Consider the following 21,541-nt stretch of genomic DNA (forward strand, 5'->3'; position numbering starts at 1 on the left):
AATCGAGATTGAGAAACATGAAAAAAACCACATTAGCAATGAGTGCACTGGCTCTGAGTTTAGGTTTAGCGCTGTCTCCTCTGACTGCTACTGCAGCCGAGACCGCGTCGTCGGCAGCAACCGCGCAGCAGATGCCAAGCCTGGCACCGATGCTCGAAAAAGTGATGCCATCGGTGGTGAGTATTAACGTTGAGGGCAGCACGACCGTCAATACGCCGCGCATGCCGCGTAACTTCCAGCAGTTCTTCGGTGACAATTCACCGTTCTGCCAGGACGGTTCGCCATTCCAGAGTTCTCCGTTCTGTCAGGGCGGTGGCGCAGGGGATGACGGCCAGGGCGGCGGCCAGCAACAGAAATTCATGGCGCTTGGTTCCGGTGTGATTATTGATGCCGCAAAAGGCTACGTGGTCACCAACAACCACGTTGTGGATAACGCCAGCACCATTAAAGTTCAGCTGAGCGATGGTCGTAAATTCGATGCTAAAGTGGTGGGTAAAGATCCGCGCTCCGACATCGCGCTGATCCAGATTCAGGATCCGAAGAACCTGACGGCGATTAAAATTGCCGACTCCGATGCGCTGCGCGTGGGCGATTACACCGTCGCTATCGGTAACCCGTTCGGTCTGGGTGAAACCGTGACCTCGGGTATCGTCTCTGCGTTGGGCCGTAGCGGCCTGAATGCGGAAAACTATGAAAACTTCATCCAGACGGATGCGGCCATTAACCGTGGTAACTCCGGCGGTGCGCTGGTGAACCTGAACGGCGAGCTGATCGGTATCAACACCGCTATTCTGGCACCGGACGGCGGTAACATCGGTATCGGCTTTGCTATCCCGAGCAACATGGTGAAAAACCTGACTGCTCAGATGGTGCAGTACGGCCAGGTGAAACGCGGTGAGCTGGGTATTATGGGTACCGAGCTGAACTCCGAGCTGGCGAAAGCGATGAAGGTGGATGCGCAGCGCGGTGCGTTCGTCAGCCAGGTTATGCCGAACTCCTCTGCAGCGAAGGCGGGCATTAAAGCGGGTGATGTGATCACCTCTCTGAACGGTAAACCGATCAGCAGCTTTGCCGCCCTGCGTGCGGAAGTGGGCTCGATGCCAATTGGCAGCAAAGTGACCCTTGGCCTGCTGCGTGACGGCAAACCGGTTAACGTAAGCCTGGAACTGCAGCAGAGCAGCCAGAATCAGGTGGACTCCAGCACCATCTTCAGCGGAATTGAAGGCGCAGAGATGAGTAACAAGGGCCAGGACAAAGGCGTGGTGGTGAACAACGTGAAAGCAAATTCACCTGCTGCCCGTATCGGCCTGAAAAAAGGCGATGTGATCATGGGGGCTAACCAGCAACCGGTGAAAAACATCGCTGAACTGCGCAAAATTCTCGACAGCAAACCGTCCGTGCTGGCGCTGAATATCCAGCGCGGTGACACCTCAATTTACCTGCTGATGCAGTAATTCTCTTAAGCCCCTGTACGCAGGGGCTTTCTTGTTTCTGTGACGCCTACCGCAACTCCATACTTCCCCCTCTCACTTTGTGCATTCGCACAATGCAGTCGCTGCTGAACTTCCCTATGCTTGAGCTCTGCTCACAGGAGGGTTACATGGCTGGCTGGCATCTTGATACCAAAATGGCGCAGGATATCGTGGCGCGCACCATGCGCATCATTGATACCAATATCAACGTAATGGATGCCCGCGGGCGCATTATTGGCAGCGGCGATCGCGAGCGTATTGGGGAATTGCACGAAGGAGCCCTGCTGGTGCTCTCTCAGGGTCGCGTGGTTGATATCGATGATGCGGTAGCGAAACATCTGCACGGCGTGCGTCAGGGGATCAACTTGCCGCTGCGTCTGGAAGGGGAAATTGTTGGCGTCATCGGCCTGACGGGCGAACCGGAATCCCTGCGTAAATACGGCGAGCTGGTCTGTATGACGGCGGAAATGATGCTGGAGCAGTCGCGCCTGATGCATCTGCTTGCCCAGGACAGTCGTTTACGTGAAGAGCTGGTGATGAACCTGATTCAGGCGGAAGAACATACGCCTGCACTCAGCGAATGGGCGCAGCGTCTGGGGATCGATCTGAACCAGCCGCGCGTGGTGGCGGTGATTGAGGTCGATAGCGGACAGCTTGGCGTAGACAGCGCGATGGCCGAGCTGCAGCAGCTGCAAAATGCGCTGGCGACGCCGGAGCGCGACAACCTGGTGGCGATCGTCTCGCTGACGGAAATGGTGGTACTCAAACCCGCGCTCAATGCGTTCGGCCGCTGGGATGCGGAAGATCATCGTCGTCGCGTGGAACTGCTGATTTCCCGTATGCAGGAGAACGGCCAGTTGCGTTTTCGCGTTGCCCTGGGCAATTACTTTACCGGGCCGGGCAGCATCGCCCGGTCCTGGCGTACCGCGCGCACCACCATGATGGTGGGCAAGCAGCGGATGCCGGAGAGCCGCAGTTATTTCTATCAGGATCTGATGCTGCCGGTGCTGCTCGACAGCCTGCGCGGCGGCTGGCAGGCCAATGAGCTGGCCCGGCCATTAGCGCGCCTGAAGGCGATGGACAACAATGGGTTGCTGCGCCGGACGCTGCAGGCGTGGTTTCGCCATAACGTGCAACCGCTGGCGACCTCAAAAGCGCTGTTTATTCACCGCAATACGCTTGAGTATCGGCTAAACCGGATCTCGGAGCTGACGGGGCTGGATTTGGGAAACTTTGACGACAGGCTGCTGCTCTATGTCGCGTTGCAGCTGGACGAACAGAGATGACTGAGTGCGGTCTGGTGCCCTCACCCCATCCCTCTCCCACGGGGAGAGGGCGCAAACACTAAAAACGGCAATCAGGGATTGCCGTTTTGCTTTTATTTCCGCGTTAATTTCTCAAGATCTGCTTCAATCTCGCTGATCTTGTTGGTGACAACGCTTTCAAGGTGACGCAGATCGTCGAGGATCTTACGCTTGAGATCGACTTCGGTGCGATCGCGCTGGCAAATCTGATCGAGTTCATCGATCACATAGCGCAGGTTAGGGCTGATTTCCTGCACCTCTTTGTACCCTTGTCCTACGCCGTCAGCGACGACGGTCTTACGCTGGCGTGGATATTTAAACTTCACGCTCTTGGCGAAAAACTCTCCTTTATCCTTGTGAAAATAGATTTTTAAAATGTCGTTGTTGGCTTCCTGGCGAAGGCTGTAACGATCGATTTCATCAGGATTGGTAATGCCCAGACTTTTCAGATTATCGTACATAGCGGTACCCTTATCTCAACATAACCTTTGAATAATTAATGAAAAAATTCCTTTTTGCCACCCTCATATATAAAAAAAGCGGGGTCGATCCTGATTACATTTCACTGAAATTACCGGGCAGGGAAGGTGCATTGCCCCCACTCGTTTATTGTTGTTTTTAACGACTACGTCAAGTGGAAATCATTTTAATACCAAAACCTGACGATCTGAGCGCTAGCGCAGTAAGGCGATGGAGGCCAGCATTTCGCTTTCCGTGGTGGTAATTTCCTGTTCCAACAGTTCGTCGATCCGCTGTTTTTTGATTGCCTGATTGACGCCGAACAGATCGAGCTTATCCAGCAGGAACATCACCAGCGCCGTAATCACGGCGGTCAGGACCGATGAGAGTAAAATGGGAAGCGGTCCTGGTAGACCAAGGCCGCTGAGCCATGACTCAAGGCCAATAGCCGCAAAGACGGAAAGAGAACCTGCTACAAGCTTAAGAATGGCATCGCCTTTTTGGGCCATACTGCTGTGTTTATCCCTGAGGATCGGTACCGTCTGCATCAGGACCTTAAAGCCTTCTTTTACCATCCGCATGATGTTTTTGAACACGCCAACGAAGCAGTTAACCATCCCTTCCAGCAGCATCGACACGAAATTTTTAATAAAACCGACGGCAACATCTTTTAATAAAACGACAGCGTTTTTGAGAATGTAATCTTTCATGCGACCAAGACGAATCGACAGAGCCTGCGAAAAATCGCTCGCACCTACGCCAGCTTCAATACCGTGCGTTAAACAGCTGCGCAGCTCATAGTAAAGAGGCTTGATAATGAAGAGAATGAGATCGCCCAGCGACTGATGACCTGATGCCTGGGCCGCATCTTTCGCCAGAACTTTTTGGACGTCGCGATCCTTGCGGATATTATCAAATACGGTTTCATTGGTTTTGGTATCCATCGTTTGCTGCGCGATGTCCATTTTCTCGACCATCACCTGCCGCGTTTTGATTTCCTCTTCTGTCAGCGGATGCGCGACATCTTTTTTCCCTTTTTTGACAACTACAAAGCCCTGATCGATCTCCTGCTGGATTTCTTCGCGGGTTTTAGCGAACTTACCGGTTTTCTCGCCACGGTTGTTTTGCATGCTGGTAACAGCATAATTTTCGTCAATATTGAGAATATTTTTGATGTCATCAAGCTTCAGAGCCTTGTTGCTTTTGAGGTTGTTGCATACTTCGGCGCACGAGACGACATGATCGACTTCGGCAGCCTGCTTCTGCTCTCCCTCGCTTTTCGCATGTTTTTTGTACTGGTAGATCGTGCCGTTACCATATTCATCCTCAGCGCGCAGATTACCGGAGAAATGGTTCTCTTTACGGGCCTTCATTTTTGCACCATCGCGCATGTTCAGAGAGTCGTTGTTGCGCGCCATTTCGCCGCCGTTAAACGACGATTGTTCAGAAAAACGGTCAATGTTTTGACGCTCGTTCAAGTGCTCGCTGTAGCTATCCAGCATAAAGGCATTTCTTTCGGGCGCTTCGTAACTGAACGCCCGGCACTCCTGGTACAGGCGGGACGGGGTAACACCTTGTCGGGTGCCGATATTGCAGGCGCGCATTGTGCCGTCGAGCAGGCTGAGAAACACGGGTTCGAGGATATTGTCGATGGCGCTGCCCGTTGAGATTACCTCCAGGCGGGCCATAACGTCGTCGTTGCTGACCGTCAGGTTGGCCCCCATGATCGCTTCGCGGTAAATGCTGCCGGTATCGCACCCCTTTATAAATGCAGCATCGACTTCTCCGGTCAGATGAGCTTCGATGGCGGACGCCGTCGCCACGGATTTTAGCGCAGGGGCATTCCGCACCTGTTGCAGCTTTTTCATTCTGGCGAGATGTGCATTAAGATTTGTCATCCGTCGTCCTCAGGCCGCAACCAGTAAGTTCCAGGAGGCCATAAAATCACTTTCGCTTTGTGTTCTTAGCTCATCCTGACTTGCCATCATGCCAACAATGAGGCTAAACCTCTCCAGACTTTTCGCATCGTTAAGCTGATATTCATTTATAAGTGACCAAACCGTTGGTAGATTGGGCGGTGTTTCGACCATCTCGACGATCTTCTGCTGAACGGCTTGAGGTAACTTTTCACGCGGAACAAGACCAGACACTGCATCATCCAGCAGGGCGATATTTTCCGCCGGGGGCTTGCCATTAGCCTTGATGCAGCATGTCCCCAGCGCATACGCCGCGAGGATAAAGTCATCCCGCTTACTGATATCGCGCGTCATGTCCGCCAGTTCAGTCTGGAGTTTTTTGATCTTTTCGGCGTATTCAGCTTTTGCGATCTGCTGCCCTTCAGCAATCCCTTCGTCTTTGCCGTTATTTTTTCCCAATAAATACGTCCCGGCCAGAGTGACCAGACCTGCGATCCCCGCACCAATTATTTTGCCGTAACTACTCATTGCACGATTCCCGTTTATCGCCCGCAAGGCCAGATTATTATTTGCTGTTCACGAATAATATCGTTAATCCTGTTTTTCAACAAACCTATGTTTTAAAAGAAAAAATTTGCATTAAGTAACGAGGCAAACTTGCTTGTAAAGAGATTCATCATTGTTACTTCAGCTGAGAAAAGGCGAGCGAGACGGGTATTCAAAAGCGGGGAAATGAGGCAAAGTTATCGCACGAAAGCGTAGCCCGCGGGGATAATGACATGTCAGGACGCATTGATTATCAGATCGAAAAATACAGCTTTGGCGCCGCAGATGAGAGCCCAAGGCTCACGCACCAGTGGGCAGAAGTTGCCGCAGAGTGCCGCCAGCTAAAGGCGGGTGCGGAAGAGCGTTTACGTATTGCCTTACTGAACGTGGATTATGTCACCAGCTTCGAACTGCCGTTCCGACTGGTGCTGACCCGCGCCCCTCAGCTTATCGCCGGGCTGCGCGATGAGTTTCAGCTAAGCCAGAAGAACGTCATCTTTAACGGCAAGCGCTTTGGCTGCGTCTACAGCCTGAAAGCCGATCTCAATGCGATTCCTGAGGCTTTTCAGTACCGCATGAGCACCCGCATTCGGCGGATCGATCCCACCGGGCTTACTGCAGAGCCCTTCCGGCAGATCGCCAAAGAGGTAAAAGCGCCGCGTGAGCGACTGAAGCTGGCGCTGGAGTCGGGTCTGGCCGTGACGGCTCTCGACGGGCTTTTCTGGCTGGGGAGCCAGCGTATGGCGGCGGATATCGCAGGGTTGAGAAAAAAGGGAATGGCAATCGCCACTGCGGAAACGGACGTTTTTGATGATTATACCGGGACGCACAGGCGCGTCCCGGTTTATCAACGCGTCGGGGATTAGTCGATGGTGCGCAGCAGTTCGTTGATGCCCACTTTACCGCGGGTTTTCGCATCCACTTTCTTCACGATAACGGCACAGTACAGGCTGTATTTACCGTCTTTTGACGGTAGGTTACCGGAAACGACCACGGAGCCCGCCGGAACGCGACCGTAGTGCACTTCGCCGGTTTCGCGATCGTAAATGCGGGTGCTCTGGCCGATGTAAACGCCCATGGAGATCACGGAGCCTTCTTCCACGATCACGCCTTCAACCACTTCTGAACGCGCGCCGATGAAGCAGTTGTCTTCGATGATGGTCGGGTTAGCCTGCAGTGGCTCCAGAACGCCACCGATGCCGACGCCGCCGGACAGGTGAACGTTTTTACCGATCTGCGCGCAGGAACCGACGGTTGCCCAGGTATCGACCATGGTGCCTTCGTCAACGTACGCACCGATGTTCACATAGGATGGCATCAGCACGGTGTTACGTGCGATGAATGCGCCCTGACGAACTGCCGCTGGTGGGACTACGCGGAAGCCTTCTTTCTGGAAACGCGCTTCGTCGTAATCCGCGAATTTCATTGGCACTTTATCGAAGTAGCGGCTTTCTGCTCCGTCGATAACCTGGTTATCGTTGATGCGGAAAGAGAGCAGCACGGCCTTCTTCAGCCATTGATGAGTGACCCACTGACCGTCGATTTTTTCTGCCACGCGCAGGGCGCCGGAATCCAGCAGGGAAATAACCTGGTTTACCGCTTCACGGGTCACGGTATCCACATTTGCCGGAGTGATCTCGGCGCGACGCTCAAAAGCGGACTCAATAACGTTCTGTAACTGCTGCATTGTTTACTCTTTCCATTTTACTAAAAAACACGTCACCCTTTATCGTTTGGATTGAGGGCTGCTGTCAACCGTTGTTGCACTTCAAGCTGCAGGTCATTATTAAGGGCACGCCGGTCGGCGGTGGCGATTATAAATAAATCTTCTACTCGCTCGCCAATGGTTGTAATTCGGGCCCCATGAAGCGAAATTCCCAGATCGGCAAAAACCTGGCCGACGCGGGCAAGCAGCCCTGGCTGGTCGAGCGCGATCAGCTCCAGGAACGATTTACGGTCGGTGTGGGTCGGCAGGAAGTTGACCTCGGTATCGACAGTAAAATGACGCAGTTTCGCCGGCTGACGGCGCGGCTGCGGTGGCTGCCAGCTGCGCTGCGTGATCGCCTGCTCCAGACCGAAGCGTATCCCTTCATGCCTGTCCGAGGACAGCGGGCTGCCGTCCGGCTCCAGCACGATAAAAGTATCCATCGCCATGCCGTCGCGGGTGGTAAAAATCTGCGCGTCGTGAACGCTCAGGTTACGCCTGTCCAGCTCGGCGCAGACGGCAGCAAACAGATAAGGCCGGTCCGGGCTCCAGATGAATATCTCCGTTCCGCCGCGCGTGGCCTGCGGGCTCAGCAGGATCATCGGTTGAGACAGATCGTGCTTCAGCAGGTGCCGCGCGTGCCAGGCAAGCTGGTTTGGGCTGTGGCGCACAAAATAGTTGGCACGGCAGCGGGCCCAAATCTGATGCAGCGCTTCTTCATCAATGTTATCCATCCGCAGCAGCGCCAGCGCCTGCAGCTGGTGATGACGCACGCGCTCGCGCATGTCCGGGGTGTTTTGCATCCCGCGTCGCAGCTGTTTTTCGGTGGCGAAGTACAGCTCGCGCAGCAGGCTCTGCTTCCAGCTGTTCCACAGGGTCTCGTTGGTGGCGCAAATATCGGCCACCGTCAGGCAGACCAGATAGCGCAGACGGTTTTCCGTTTGAACTTCTTCGGCGAACTGCTTAATAACCTCAGGGTCCTGAATATCGCGACGCTGTGCGGTAACCGACATCAGCAGGTGATGGCGCACCAGCCAGGCGACCAGCTGCGTTTCGCGCGAGTTGAGACCGTGCAGTTCGGCAAATTTCAGCACGTCCTGCGCGCCCAGCACCGAGTGATCGCCGCCGCGGCCCTTGGCGATGTCGTGGAACAGGGCGGCAATCAGGATCAGTTCCGGATGGGTCAGGCGCGGCCACAGCTCCACGCACAGCGGGTGGCGGGAGCGCGTCTCTTCTTTGGCAAAGCTTTCCAGCTTGAGCATCACGCGGATGGTGTGTTCATCCACCGTGTAGGCGTGGAACAGATCGAACTGCATCTGCCCAACGATGTGTGACCACTGCGGCATATAGGCCCACAGCACGCTGTGGCGGTGCATCGGCAGCAGCCCGCGGCTAACGGCACCCGGATGGCGGAGCATGCTCAGGAACAGCGAGCGCGCTTCCGGGATGTAACACAAAGGCTGCGTCAGATGGCGGCGCGCGTGGCGCAGATGGCGCAGGGTGGTGGAGTAGATCCCGGTGATGGTGCTGTTGCGCACCATGGTGTAGAACATCCGCAGGATCGCTTCCGGCTCACGGATAAACAGCGTTTCGTCGCGCAGATCGATCAGCGTGCCGCGCAGCTGGAATTCATCGTCAATCGGGCGCGGCTTTTCGTCGGCAGTCAGGGCCAGAATGGCCTCGTCGAACAGCTGCAACAGCATCTGGTTCAGCTCGGTGACCCGGCGGGTCACGCGGAAGAAATCCTTCATCATCTGCTCAACCGGCTCGTTGCCTTCGCCCTGATAGTTCAGCCGCTGCGCTACGCTGAGCTGACGGTCAAACAGCAGGCGGTTATCGTAGCGGGTAACTTCCAGATGCAGGGCAAAACGGATGCGCCACAGCAGGTGCAGACACTCGTTCAGCTCGTTACGCTCGGCCTCGGTCAGGAAGCCAAAGCCGACCATCTCGTCCATCGAGGTGGCGCCAAAGTGGCGACGGGCGACCCACTGTAACGTGTGAATGTCGCGCAGGCCGCCGGGGCTGCTTTTAATATCGGGTTCAAGATTATAGCTGGTGCCGTGGTAGCGCTGGTGGCGCTGGTTTTGCTCCTCGACCTTGGCGGCGAAGAATTTCTCGGATGGCCAGAAGCCGTCGCTGAAAATATGCTTTTGCAGCTCCAGAAACAGCGCGACGTCGCCAATCAGCAGGCGGGTTTCAATCAGGTTGGTGGCGACGGTCAGGTCCGAGAGCCCCTCCAGCAGACACTCTTCCAGGGTGCGCACGCTGTGGCCCACTTCAAGCTTGACGTCCCACAGCAGAGTCAGCAGCTCGCCTATTTTCTGCGCCTGTTCGTCCGGCAGCTTTTTGCGGCTCAGGATCAGCAGGTCGATATCGGAAAGCGGATGCAGCTCCCCGCGGCCATAGCCCCCGACGGCAACCAGCGCGACGTCGCTCACCTGCCCGAAACCGTAGTCGATCCACAGACGCTGCAGGAGCTGGTCGATAAATTCGGTGCGCGCTTCGATGAGCTGCTCGGCAGAGACGCCGGCGTCGAACGCGCTGCCCAGCCAGCGGTGGAAAACATCCATATGGGCTTTTATGTGCGCGCAGGTCAGCTCGTGCGGCGGCCAGACGCCCGGGTTATCGGGCTGGTCGGGGAGGGTGGGAAGTGCTGTGTTAGCATACTGTTCGGGTAATAGATTACTCATCGTGCGCCACCCATAAGAAAAAGCTATCGCCATTAAAAAAGCCGGCATTTGCCGGCTTCTTATCACTCAATGTTCGTCAGTATCGCCGGGATGGTGTCATCCTTGCGCAACGTCATAATTTCGCAGCCGTTGTCCGTTACCACAATAGTATGCTCGTACTGGGCAGACAAGCTTCTGTCTTTGGTTTTCACCGTCCAGCCGTCTTTCATGGTACGGATGCGGTAGTCACCCGCGTTGACCATTGGCTCAATGGTAAAGGTCATACCTTTTTGCAGCACCACGCCGCCGTCATCAGCATCATAGTGCAGCACCTGCGGCTCTTCATGGAAGACGCGGCCAATGCCGTGACCGCAGTATTCGCGCACCACGGAGAAACCTTCCGCTTCCACGAATTTCTGAATTGCGGCACCGAGAGTGCGCAGGCGAATACCCGGCTTAACCATTTTCAGCGCCAGGTACAGGCTCTCTTGCGTCACTTTGCACAGACGCTCGCCCAGAATCGTTGGTTTGCCAACGATGAACATCTTCGAGGTGTCACCGTGGTACTCGTCTTTAATGACGGTCACGTCGATATTGACGATATCGCCATCTTTCAGCAGTTTTTCGTCGTCCGGAATACCGTGGCAAACCACTTCATTAATAGAGATGCAGACGGATTTCGGGAAACCGTGGTAGCCGAGACAGGCGGAAACCGCGTGCTGCTCGTTAACGATATAGTCATTACAGATGCGATCCAGTTCGCCGGTGCTGACGCCCGGCTTCACGAACGGCTCGATCATTTCCAGCACTTCCGCGGCCAGACGACCGGCGACGCGCATCTTTTCAATTTCTTCAGGTGTCTTAATAGAGATAGCCATGTAATCTGTCCATCGGTGTCGATTTTTTCGACAATACTAGTCTAAGTGTCGTCAATGGTATCAGTCAGGCACGCCCCGTGCCAAATTGAGAATCATTAACAGCACACTCCGCCAACAACTGTTGGTTTCTGGTCGTGTTTTGTGGTATAAAGCGCGCCGGACTTCCGATCCATCTCAGATACACAGGCTGGACGGAAGCGACAAATCTCACTTTGTGTAACAACACACACGTATCGGCACATATTCCGGGGTGCCCTTCGGGGTCGGTAATATGGGATACGTGGAGGCATAACCCCAACTTTCAATATAGAGGTTTTAAAACATGGCAACTGTTTCCATGCGCGACATGCTCAAGGCTGGTGTTCACTTTGGTCACCAGACCCGTTACTGGAACCCGAAAATGAAGCCTTTCATCTTCGGCGCGCGTAACAAAGTTCACATCATCAACCTTGAGAAAACTGTACCAATGTTCAACGAAGCCCTGGCTGAGCTGAACAAGATCTCTTCCCGTAAAGGTAAGATTCTGTTCGTTGGTACTAAGCGCGCTGCAAGCGAAGCTGTGAAAGATGCTGCTAACAGCTGCGACCAGTTCTTCGTGAACCATCGCTGGTTGGGCGGCATGCTGACCAACTGGAAAACTGTTCGTCAGTCCATCAAGCGCCTGAAAGATCTGGAAACCCAGTCTCAGGACGGTACTTTCGACAAGCTGACTAAGAAAGAAGCGCTGATGCGCACTCGTGAACTGGACAAGCTGGAAAACAGCCTGGGCGGTATCAAAGATATGGGCGGCCTGCCAGACGCGCTGTTCGTAATCGATGCAGACCACGAGCACATCGCTATCAAAGAAGCTAACAACCTGGGTATCCCGGTATTCGCTATCGTTGATACCAACTCCGATCCGGACGGTGTTGACTTCGTTATCCCGGGTAACGACGACGCAATCCGTGCTGTTAGCCTGTACCTGAGCGCTGTAGCTGCTACCGTTCGTGAAGGCCGTTCCCAGGATCTGGCTTCTCAGGCGGAAGAAAGCTTCGTAGAAGCTGAATAATAAGGTTTTACCCCTTATTAGTACCGTGTATGAATAGGGGCCCATTATCGGCCCCTTTTTTCAATTTACACTGTTTGGCCTCCGGCCGGGCAGTTCACATCTCCCGAGGATTTAAGAATGGCTGAAATTACCGCATCCCTGGTAAAAGAGCTGCGCGAGCGTACTGGCGCAGGCATGATGGATTGCAAAAAAGCGCTGACTGAAGCGAACGGCGACATCGAGCTGGCAATCGAAAACATGCGTAAATCCGGTGCGATCAAAGCAGCTAAGAAAGCAGGCAACGTTGCTGCTGACGGCGTGATCATCACTAAAATCGACGGCACCTACGGCATCATTCTGGAAGTTAACTGCCAGACTGACTTCGTTGCTAAAGATGGCGGTTTCCAGGCATTTGCGAACAAAGTTCTGGACGCAGCTGTTGCTGGCAAAATCACTGACGTTGAAGTTCTGAAAGCACAGTTCGAAGAAGAACGTGTTGCGCTGGTTGCTAAAATCGGTGAGAACATCAACATCCGTCGCGTATCTTCCCTGGAAGGCGAAGTACTGGGTTCTTACCAGCACGGCGCACGTATCGGTGTTCTGGTTGCGGCTAAAGGCGCTGACGAAGAGCTGGTTAAACAGCTGGCAATGCACATCGCTGCAAGCAAACCAGAATTCGTTAAGCCAGAAGACGTGTCTGCTGAAGTGGTAGAGAAAGAGTACCAGGTTCAGCTGGACATCGCGATGCAGTCTGGTAAGCCAAAAGAAATCGCAGAGAAAATGGTTGAAGGCCGCATGAAGAAATTCACCGGCGAAGTTTCTCTGACTGGCCAGCCTTTCGTTATGGATCCAAGTAAGTCTGTTGCTCAGCTGCTGAAAGAGCACAACGCTGACGTAACTGGCTTCATCCGCTTCGAAGTGGGCGAAGGCATCGAGAAAGTTGAGACTGACTTCGCAGCAGAAGTTGCTGCAATGTCCAAGCAGTCTTAATGATTGAAAAGGAGCCGCCTGAGGGCGGCTTCTTTTTGTCACCCGTCACAGGAAATCAGACAGGCTCCAGTATCGCCGTGCTGATTTGCGGCATATTATGTCGCCAGAATTAACTCCCATCTTAATCGTTGACAGTCTCAGGAAAGAAACATGGCTACCAATGCAAAACCCGTGTACAAACGCATTCTGCTTAAGCTGAGTGGCGAAGCGCTGCAGGGATCGGAAGGCTTCGGTATTGACGCAAGCATCCTTGATCGCATGGCACAGGAAATCAAAGAACTGGTCGAACTGGGTATCCAGGTTGGCGTGGTCATTGGCGGTGGCAACCTTTTCCGTGGTGCTGGTCTGGCGAAAGCGGGGATGAACCGCGTTGTGGGCGACCACATGGGTATGCTGGCAACCGTGATGAATGGCCTGGCAATGCGTGATGCGCTCCATCGCGCCTACGTGAATGCCCGCCTGATGTCCGCGATTCCCCTGAATGGCGTTTGCGATAATTACAGCTGGGCAGAGGCCATCAGCCTGCTGCGCAACAACCGCGTGGTGATCCTCTCCGCCGGTACGGGTAACCCGTTCTTTACCACCGATTCCGCTGCCTGCCTGCGCGGTATCGAAATTGAAGCCGACGTGGTGCTGAAAGCGACCAAAGTAGACGGCGTGTTTACTGCCGACCCGGCAAAAGATCCTTCTGCGACCATGTACGATCAGCTGAGCTACAGCGAAGTGCTGGATAAAGAGCTGAAAGTGATGGATCTTGCCGCCTTCACGCTGGCTCGCGACCACAAACTGCCGATCCGTGTCTTCAACATGAACAAGCCTGGCGCACTGCGTCGCGTAGTCATGGGCGAAAAAGAAGGCACTTTGATCACGGAATAATTTCCGTCGACGATAAATACAGGTAAGATTCCGCTTTACTTTGTAGTGGTATCTTACCTGGACGCGCCTTTGGCGTTGTCATGAATTAAACGCGACTATACTTAGCACACCTGTAGCGCTGTGCTGGCGGATAGTCTGCCTGAGACAAGTTTTCAAGGATTCGTAACGTGATTAACGACATCAGAAAAGATGCTGAAGTACGCATGGACAAATGCGTAGAAGCGTTCAAAAACCAAATCAGCAAAATCCGTACTGGCCGTGCTTCCCCAAGCCTGCTGGATGGCATCATCGTAGAATACTACGGTACGCCAACCCCTCTGCGTCAGCTTGCGAGCGTGACGGTTGAAGATACCCGTACGCTGAAAATCAACGTCTTCGATCGCTCTATGAGCCCGGCCGTTGAGAAAGCGATCATGGCTTCTGACCTGGGTCTGAACCCAAGCTCAGCGGGTGCTGACATCCGCGTTCCGCTGCCTCCGCTGACGGAAGAGCGTCGTAAAGATCTCATCAAAGTGGTTCGCGGTGAAGCTGAGCAGGGTCGTGTCTCCGTGCGTAACGTGCGTCGCGATGCGAACGATAAAGTGAAAGCACTGCTGAAAGAAAAAGAGATCAGCGAAGATGACGATCGTCGTTCTCAGGACGACATTCAGAAAATGACCGACGCTGCCATCAAGAAAATTGATGCGGCGCTGGCAGAAAAAGAAGCGGAACTGATGCAGTTCTGATTTCTGTCGTACACTGATAAACGCCGTTCAGAGGGACTTCGGGTCTTGCTGGCGGCGTTTTGCTTTTATCTGGTCTAACTTTTTTCGGGCATCTCATGAAGCATTTAACACTCCTCGGCTCAACCGGTTCCATTGGTTGCAGTACCCTCGACGTCGTCCGCCATAATCCTGAACTTTACACCGTGACAGCGCTGGTGGCCGGTAAGAATGTGCAGCGTATGGTCGAGCAGTGCCTGGAGTTTATGCCCCGCTATGCGGTGATGGATGACGAAGAGAGCACGCGCCTGCTAAAAGCCCAACTGCGTGAGAAGGGCAGCCGAACCGAGGTGCTGAGTGGCCAGCAGGCGGCCTGCGAGATGGCGGCGCTGGATGAGGTGGACCAGGTTATGGCGGCCATTGTCGGCGCGGCCGGGCTGCTGCCGACTCTTGCTGCGATCGATGCCGGTAAAGATGTTTTGCTCGCCAATAAAGAGTCGCTGGTGACCTGCGGACGTCTGTTTATGGACGCGGTAAAACAGCGCGGGGCGCGTCTTTTACCGGTCGACAGCGAGCATAACGCCATTTTTCAGAGTTTACCGCAACCTTTTCAACAGAACCTGGGGTACGCTGACCTGGAGCAGAATGGCGTTGTGTCGATTCTGCTTACCGGGTCTGGTGGCCCGTTCCGTGAAACGCCACTGTCTGAACTGCGCGCAATGACGCCGGATCAGGCGTGCCGTCATCCGAACTGGTCAATGGGGCGTAAAATCTCCGTGGATTCTGCCACCATGATGAACAAAGGTCTGGAATACATTGAAGCGCGCTGGCTGTTTAATGCGTCGGCGAAACAGATGGAAGTACTGATCCACCCGCAGTCGGTGATTCACTCGATGGTGCGCTATCAGGATGGCAGCGTGCTGGCACAGCTCGGCGAGCCAGATATGCGTACGCCTATTGCCCATTCAATGGCATGGCCGAACCGGGTGAAATCCGGCGTGAAGCCGCTTGATTTCTGTAAGCTCAGTTCTCTGACGTTCAGTGAACCAGACTACGATCGTTATCCTTGTCTGAAGCTTGCAATGAACGCCTTTGACCAGGGGCAGGCGGCGACGACGGCACTGAATGCAGCCAATGAAATTACCGTTGACGCATTTCTGAATCAGCAGATCCGTTTTACCGATATCGCGACCTTAAATTTATCGGTACTGGAAATGATTGATTTGCGTGAGCCACAAAGCGTGGAAGAGGTGCTGGCGGTGGATACAGCTGCTCGTGATATTGCGCGTAAACAGGTGACACGTCTCGCAAGCTGGTGATAAAGCAAGCACTAGTGGTCGTGCTATTTGTTAGCGTTGGGCTTCAGTGATATAGTCTGCGCCACCTGATCGCAGGAATTTGACTTTATGTGGTCAGGTAAGCCGTGGTTTGACACGGCTTTTTTATGTACAGGCTTAAGTATTCCTGAGTACCGTTAAATCCTTTCAGGGACAAAAAACGCGTTATGTTGTCTGCGAATCAACCAATAAGCGAAAACTTGCCAGCTCATGGCTGCCGTCATGTAGCAATCATTATGGATGGCAACGGGCGCTGGGCGAAAAGACAAGGGAAAATACGAGCCTTTGGGCATAAAGCGGGAGCGAAATCTGTTCGCCGCGCCGTCTCTTTTGCCGCCAATAACGGCATTGATGCGTTAACGCTCTATGCTTTTAGCAGTGAAAACTGGAATCGACCTCCGCAGGAAGTGACTGCGTTGATGGAATTGTTCGTGTGGGCGCTAGACAGCGAAGTAAAAAGCCTGCACCGCCACAACGTTCGCCTGCGCATCATTGGCGATACCAGTCGTTTTAACTCACGTTTGCAGGAGCGGATTCGTAAAGCAGAAGCGCTGACGGAAAATAATACCGGTCTGACGCTCAACGTTGCGGCGAATTACGGTGGACGCTGGGATATTATCCAGGGCGTTCGGCATCTGGCCGAACAGGTTCAGGAAGGGCTGTTGAGACCCGACCAGATTGATGAAGAGGCGCTGAGCAAGCAAATCTGCATGAATGAACTGGCACCTGTGGATTTGGTAATTAGGACAGGGGGGGAACATCGCATAAGTAACTTTCTGATATGGCAAATTGCCTATGCTGAACTTTACTTTACAGATGTTCTCTGGCCCGATTTTGATGAACAAGACTTTGAAGGTGCGCTGCATGCCTTTGCCAATCGAGAGCGTCGTTTCGGCGGCACCGAGCCAGGTGGCGACAAAGCCTGATGGGGGTAGCTTTTGCTGAAGTATCGCCTGATTTCCGCTTTTGTTTTAATACCCATTGTCATTGCGGCGCTGTTTTTACTGCCCCCGGTGGGATTCGCCATTGTCACGCTGGTAGTGTGCATGCTTGCCGCGTGGGAATGGGGACAGTTTAGCGGCTTTACCTCGCGCAGCCAGCGAGTATGGCTTGCGGTACTCTGTGGCTTTATCCTGGCCATAATGCTGTTTACGTTGCCTGAATATCACCATGATATTCATCAACCGCTGGTTGCCGGCTCCTTGTGGATGTCGTTGGCCTGGTGGGTTGTTGCGCTGTTACTGGTGCTTTTTTATCCAGGTTCGGCCGCAATCTGGCGTCATTCAAAAGTGCTGCGACTGATTTTTGGTTTGCTCACCATTGTTCCGTTTTTCTGGGGCATGGTCGCGCTGCGCGCCTGGCACTATGACGAAAATCACTACAGCGGTGCGATCTGGCTGCTTTATGTGATGATTCTCGTCTGGGGGGCTGACTCCGGGGCCTATATGTTTGGTAAACTGTTTGGCAAACATAAGCTGGCACCAAAAGTTTCGCCGGGGAAAACCTGGCAAGGCTTCATCGGCGGCTTGTTTACGGCAGCGATCATCTCCTGGGGCTATGGCGTCTGGGCAGATCTGGCCGTGGCACCATCAATACTGCTGGTGTGCTCGATTTTTGCTGCACTTGCCTCAGTGCTCGGTGATTTAACCGAAAGTATGTTTAAGCGTGAAGCAGGGATTAAGGACAGCGGACATCTTATTCCAGGGCATGGCGGTATACTGGATCGCATTGACAGCCTGACAGCGGCTGTTCCAGTATTTGCTTGCCTGCTTTTACTGGTATTCGGGACGATTTAACGGAAGGTTTTATGCTGAGCATTCTCTGGAATCTGGCGGCATTCATTGTTGCACTGGGTGTACTGATTACCGTGCATGAATTTGGCCATTTCTGGGTTGCTCGCCGTTGTGGTGTGCGGGTAGAGCGATTCTCCATTGGTTTTGGCAAATCACTCTGGACGCGCACCGACCGTCACGGCACGGAATTTGTCATCGCCCTTATCCCGCTTGGCGGCTACGTCAAAATGCTCGACGAACGTGTTGAGCCTGTCGCTCCCGAACTGCGACACAGTGCGTTTAATAACAAAACCGTTGGACAACGCGCCGCTATCATCGCTGCCGGACCGGTAGCCAACTTCATCTTTGCGATTTTCGCTTACTGGCTGGTGTTTATCATCGGCGTCCCTGGCGTGCGTCCGGTAGTGGGGGATATTGCCCCTGACTCCATCGCGGCGAGTGCGCAAATTACCTCCGGGATGGAACTTAAAGCGATTGATGGCATCGAAACCCCTGATTGGGATGCCGTGCGACTGCAGCTGGTAGCCAAAATTGGCGATCCGCAGACAACTATCAGCGTATCGCCGTTTGGGTCAGACGCGCGTCAGGACAAAGTACTGGATTTACGCCACTGGCGTTTCGAGCCAGACAAAGAGGATCCCGTCGCTGCGCTGGGCATTCGTCCCCGCGGCGCGCAGATTGAGCCGGTATTAGCCGAAGTACAGGCAAATTCGGCGGCGAGCAAAGCGGGTTTGCAAGCTGGCGACAGGATCGTTAAAGTCGATGGTCAACCATTAACAGAGTGGATGACCTTTGTTACTCTGGTGCGCGATAATCCGGGGACGTCCCTCGCGCTGGAAGTTGAAAGGCAAGGCAGTCCGCTTTCGCTGACGCTGATCCCGGATACGAAGTCGGTCGGCAAAAAGGCAGAAGGGTTTGCAGGCGTTGTGCCAAAAGTGATCCCGCTGCCAGATGAGTACAAGACAATACGCCAGTATGGGCCGTTCAGCGCCATTCTTGAAGCCACGGATAAAACATGGCAACTGATGAAGCTGACGGTCAACATGTTGGGGAAATTGATAACCGGTGATGTGAAACTGAACAACCTCAGTGGGCCAATCTCGATTGCTCAGGGGGCTGGGATGTCAGCGGAGTTCGGGGTGATTTACTATCTCATGTTCCTCGCGCTTATTAGCGTGAACCTTGGGATTATCAACCTGTTCCCGCTTCCCGTTTTAGACGGGGGTCATCTGCTGTTTTTAGCGATTGAAAAGCTAAAAGGCGGGCCGGTATCCGAGCGAGTTCAAGACTTTAGTTATCGCATTGGCTCGATTTTGCTGGTGCTGTTAATGGGGCTTGCACTTTTCAATGATTTCTCTCGGTTGTAAGAGAGTTAGTTAGGAAGAACGCATAATAACGATGGCGATGAAAAAGTTGCTCATAGCGTCGCTGCTGTTTAGCAGCGCCACCGTATACGGTGCTGACGGGTTCGTAGTGAAAGATATTCATTTCGAAGGCCTTCAGCGTGTCGCCGTTGGTGCGGCCCTCCTCAGTATGCCTGTGCGCCCCGGCGATACGGTTAATGATGAAGATATCAGTAACACCATCCGTGCTCTGTTTGCCACCGGCAACTTCGAGGACGTCCGCGTCCTGCGCGATGGTGATACGCTGCTGGTACAGGTAAAAGAACGTCCAACGATCGCCAGTATCACTTTCTCCGGCAACAAGTCGGTGAAAGATGACATGCTCAAGCAAAACCTTGAAGCATCGGGTGTTCGTGTGGGTGAATCTCTGGACCGCACAACCCTTTCAGACATTGAAAAAGGTCTGGAAGACTTCTACTACAGCGTCGGTAAATACAGCGCCAGCGTGAAAGCGGTTGTCACTCCGCTCCCGCGTAACCGTGTTGACCTGAAGCTGGTCTTCCAGGAAGGTGTTTCTGCGAAGATCCAGCAGATCAACATCGTGGGTAACCACGCGTTCAGCACCGACGAACTGATCTCGACCTTCCAGCTGCGCGATGAAGTGCCGTGGTGGAACGTGGTTGGCGATCGTAAATACCAGAAACAGAAGCTGGCGGGCGACCTTGAAACCCTGCGCAGCTACTATCTGGATCGCGGTTATGCCCGCTTCAACATCGACTCGACTCAGGTCAGTCTGACTCCGGACAAGAAAGGTATCTACATTACGGTTAACATTACTGAAGGCGATCAGTACAAGCTTTCTGGTGTTGAAGTGAGTGGTAACCTGGCGGGGCATTCTGCTGAGATCGAATCGCTGACCAAAATTCAGCCGGGCGATCTGTACAGCGGATCCAAAGTCACCAAAATGGAAGACAGCATTAAGAAGCTGCTCGGCCGCTATGGTTATGCCTATCCGCGCGTACAAACTCAGCCGGAAATCAACGATGCGGATAAAACCGTTAAGCTGCACGTTAACGTTGATGCGGGTAACCGTTTCTACGTGCGTAAGATCCGCTTCGTCGGTAACGACACCTCTAAAGACTCCGTTCTGCGTCGTGAAATGCGTCAGATGGAAGGGGCGTGGCTGGGCAGCGACCTGGTCGACCAGGGTAAAGAGCGTCTGAACCGTCTGGGCTATTTTGAAACCGTAGATACTGAAACTCAGCGTGTACCGGGCAGCCCGGATCAGGTTGATGTCGTTTATAAAGTGAAAGAGCGTAACACCGGTAGCTTTAACTTCGGCGTGGGCTACGGCACGGAAAGCGGCGTGAGTTTCCAGGTAGGCGTCCAGCAGGATAACTGGCTGGGTACGGGTTACTCTGTTGGTATTAACGGTACCAAAAACGACTACCAGACCTACTCTGAGTTCTCCGTTACCAACCCATACTTCACCGTTGACGGTGTGAGCCTGGGCGGTCGTATCTTCTATAACGACTTTAAAGCGGATGATGCAGATCTGTCTTCCTACACCAACAAAAGTTACGGTGTGGACGGAACGCTTGGCTTCCCGGTTAACGAATACAACACCCTGCGAGCGGGCTTAGGTTACGTACATAACGACCTGTCCAACATGCAGCCGCAGGTGGCGATGTGGCGTTATCTGGATTCCATCGGCCAGTCGGCGAGTACCTCCAGCGATGACAACGGTTTTGCTGCAGATGACTTCACCTTCAACTATGGCTGGACCTACAACCGTCTTGACCGCGGTTTCTTCCCAACGGAAGGCTCTCGCGTTAACCTGAACGGTAAGGTGACCATTCCTGGTTCCGATAACGAGTTCTACAAGGTGACGCTGGATACCGCGTCCTACTTCCCGATTGATGACGATCACAAGTGGGTGGTGCTGGGTCGTACCCGTTGGGGCTATGGTGACGGTATCGGCAGTAAAGAGTTGCCGTTCTATGAGAACTTCTACGCGGGTGGTTCAAGCACCGTGCGTGGCTTCCAGTCTAACAACATTGGTCCGAAAGCGGTTTATTACGGCGGTAATGATGAAGATAACTGCGCAAGCCGTGATCCAAAACAAGTATGTAGCTCTGATGATGCGGTAGGCGGTAACGCCATGGCCGTGGCCAGCCTGGAGTTCATCACCCCAACGCCATTTATCAGTGATAAATACGCGAACTCCGTACGTACGTCCTTCTTCTGGGATGCGGGTACGGTGTGGGATACCAACTGGGAGAATACTGCCCAGATGCGCGCGGCTGGCGTTCCAGACTATAGCGATCCGGGCAATATTCGCATGTCTGCCGGTATCGCATTACAATGGATGTCACCGCTGGGGCCGTTGGTCTTCTCCTACGCCCAGCCGTTTAAGAAATACGATGGAGACAAAGCGGAGCAATTCCAGTTTAACATTGGTAAAACCTGGTAATAATCCGCTGCAATGGAATGCGTTGGCAGTGTAGCGCTGACAACCGGCGATC

At 53.7% G+C, this 21,541-nt stretch carries 18 protein-coding genes; 12 read left to right on the forward strand and 6 right to left on the reverse strand.

Features of this window, described 5'->3' with window-relative positions:
* The first annotated feature begins 17 nt into the window (after positions 1–17).
* Entirely contained in the window at positions 18–1,454 is a 1,437-nt protein-coding gene (gene degP / locus IM291_RS10995) for a serine endoprotease DegP (RefSeq protein WP_028015572.1), read from the forward strand.
* Positions 1,455–1,600: 146 nt separating this feature from the next.
* Entirely contained in the window at positions 1,601–2,758 is a 1,158-nt protein-coding gene (cdaR, locus tag IM291_RS11000) for a DNA-binding transcriptional regulator CdaR (RefSeq protein WP_032644978.1), read from the forward strand.
* 92 nt (positions 2,759–2,850) lie between these two features.
* Here cdaR and IM291_RS11005 read toward each other — a convergent pair whose 3' ends face one another.
* The 3 genes from IM291_RS11005 to IM291_RS11015 all read right to left on the reverse strand — a co-directional run bounded on the left by IM291_RS11005 (position 2,851) and on the right by IM291_RS11015 (position 5,679).
* On the reverse strand, positions 2,851–3,237 hold the full coding sequence (locus tag IM291_RS11005; RefSeq protein WP_014168696.1) for a DUF3461 family protein: 387 nt from the start codon (positions 3,235–3,237) through the stop codon (positions 2,851–2,853).
* Positions 3,238–3,450: 213 nt separating this feature from the next.
* A complete protein-coding gene (locus IM291_RS11010) occupies positions 3,451–5,133 on the reverse strand; it encodes a hypothetical protein (RefSeq protein ID WP_192971624.1) in 1,683 nt (560 codons plus the stop codon).
* 9 nt (positions 5,134–5,142) lie between these two features.
* The gene (locus IM291_RS11015; RefSeq protein WP_192971625.1) at positions 5,143–5,679 is read right to left on the reverse strand and encodes a hypothetical protein; all 537 of its coding nucleotides are present in this window, start codon (positions 5,677–5,679) and stop codon (positions 5,143–5,145) included.
* Between the two features lie 251 nt (positions 5,680–5,930).
* On the opposite strand from IM291_RS11015, the gene IM291_RS11020 reads away from it, so the two are divergent.
* Positions 5,931–6,563, forward strand: a complete 633-nt coding sequence (locus IM291_RS11020; protein ID WP_041911197.1) for a DNA-binding protein — start codon at positions 5,931–5,933, stop codon at positions 6,561–6,563.
* Here the strand turns inward: IM291_RS11020 and dapD are convergent.
* From dapD to map, 3 genes are all read right to left on the reverse strand, one after another.
* Entirely contained in the window at positions 6,560–7,384 is an 825-nt protein-coding gene (dapD, locus tag IM291_RS11025) for a 2,3,4,5-tetrahydropyridine-2,6-dicarboxylate N-succinyltransferase (RefSeq protein WP_008501915.1), read from the reverse strand. The two genes, IM291_RS11020 and dapD, sit on opposite strands and share 4 nt — an antisense overlap.
* Positions 7,385–7,416: 32 nt before the next feature.
* Complete coding sequence (gene glnD, locus IM291_RS11030) at positions 7,417–10,092, reverse strand: bifunctional uridylyltransferase/uridylyl-removing protein GlnD (RefSeq protein ID WP_008501914.1); 2,676 nt, start codon at positions 10,090–10,092, stop codon at positions 7,417–7,419.
* Between the two features lie 62 nt (positions 10,093–10,154).
* On the reverse strand, positions 10,155–10,949 hold the full coding sequence (gene map, locus IM291_RS11035; RefSeq protein WP_028015578.1) for a type I methionyl aminopeptidase: 795 nt from the start codon (positions 10,947–10,949) through the stop codon (positions 10,155–10,157).
* A gap of 322 nt (positions 10,950–11,271) precedes the next feature.
* On the opposite strand from map, the gene rpsB reads away from it, so the two are divergent.
* The 9 genes from rpsB (at position 11,272) to bamA (ending at position 21,489) form a co-directional block, all read left to right on the forward strand.
* Entirely contained in the window at positions 11,272–11,997 is a 726-nt protein-coding gene (gene rpsB, locus IM291_RS11040; protein ID WP_003856207.1) for a 30S ribosomal protein S2, read from the forward strand.
* Between the two features lie 117 nt (positions 11,998–12,114).
* The gene (tsf, locus tag IM291_RS11045; RefSeq protein WP_028015579.1) at positions 12,115–12,966 is read left to right on the forward strand and encodes a translation elongation factor Ts; all 852 of its coding nucleotides are present in this window, start codon (positions 12,115–12,117) and stop codon (positions 12,964–12,966) included.
* Positions 12,967–13,116: 150 nt separating this feature from the next.
* The gene (gene pyrH, locus IM291_RS11050; RefSeq protein ID WP_008501910.1) at positions 13,117–13,842 is read left to right on the forward strand and encodes a UMP kinase; all 726 of its coding nucleotides are present in this window, start codon (positions 13,117–13,119) and stop codon (positions 13,840–13,842) included.
* A gap of 167 nt (positions 13,843–14,009) precedes the next feature.
* On the forward strand, positions 14,010–14,567 hold the full coding sequence (gene frr / locus IM291_RS11055; RefSeq protein WP_003856180.1) for a ribosome recycling factor: 558 nt from the start codon (positions 14,010–14,012) through the stop codon (positions 14,565–14,567).
* A gap of 95 nt (positions 14,568–14,662) precedes the next feature.
* Entirely contained in the window at positions 14,663–15,862 is a 1,200-nt protein-coding gene (ispC, locus tag IM291_RS11060) for a 1-deoxy-D-xylulose-5-phosphate reductoisomerase (protein WP_192986854.1), read from the forward strand.
* Positions 15,863–16,047: 185 nt separating this feature from the next.
* The gene (gene ispU / locus IM291_RS11065; RefSeq protein ID WP_028015581.1) at positions 16,048–16,806 is read left to right on the forward strand and encodes a (2E,6E)-farnesyl-diphosphate-specific ditrans,polycis-undecaprenyl-diphosphate synthase; all 759 of its coding nucleotides are present in this window, start codon (positions 16,048–16,050) and stop codon (positions 16,804–16,806) included.
* 12 nt (positions 16,807–16,818) lie between these two features.
* The gene (gene cdsA, locus IM291_RS11070; protein ID WP_041911193.1) at positions 16,819–17,676 is read left to right on the forward strand and encodes a phosphatidate cytidylyltransferase; all 858 of its coding nucleotides are present in this window, start codon (positions 16,819–16,821) and stop codon (positions 17,674–17,676) included.
* Between the two features lie 11 nt (positions 17,677–17,687).
* Positions 17,688–19,040: a sigma E protease regulator RseP gene (gene rseP, locus IM291_RS11075; RefSeq protein WP_041911192.1), complete on the forward strand. Its 1,353-nt coding sequence runs from the start codon at positions 17,688–17,690 to the stop codon at positions 19,038–19,040.
* A 31-nt stretch (positions 19,041–19,071) separates the two neighbouring features.
* A complete protein-coding gene (gene bamA, locus IM291_RS11080) occupies positions 19,072–21,489 on the forward strand; it encodes an outer membrane protein assembly factor BamA (protein WP_028015584.1) in 2,418 nt (805 codons plus the stop codon).
* Positions 21,490–21,541: the final 52 nt, after the last annotated feature.

The sequence above is a fragment of the Enterobacter cloacae complex sp. P27C genome (assembly GCF_014895705.1).
Lineage (GTDB): Bacteria > Pseudomonadota > Gammaproteobacteria > Enterobacterales > Enterobacteriaceae > Enterobacter > Enterobacter bugandensis.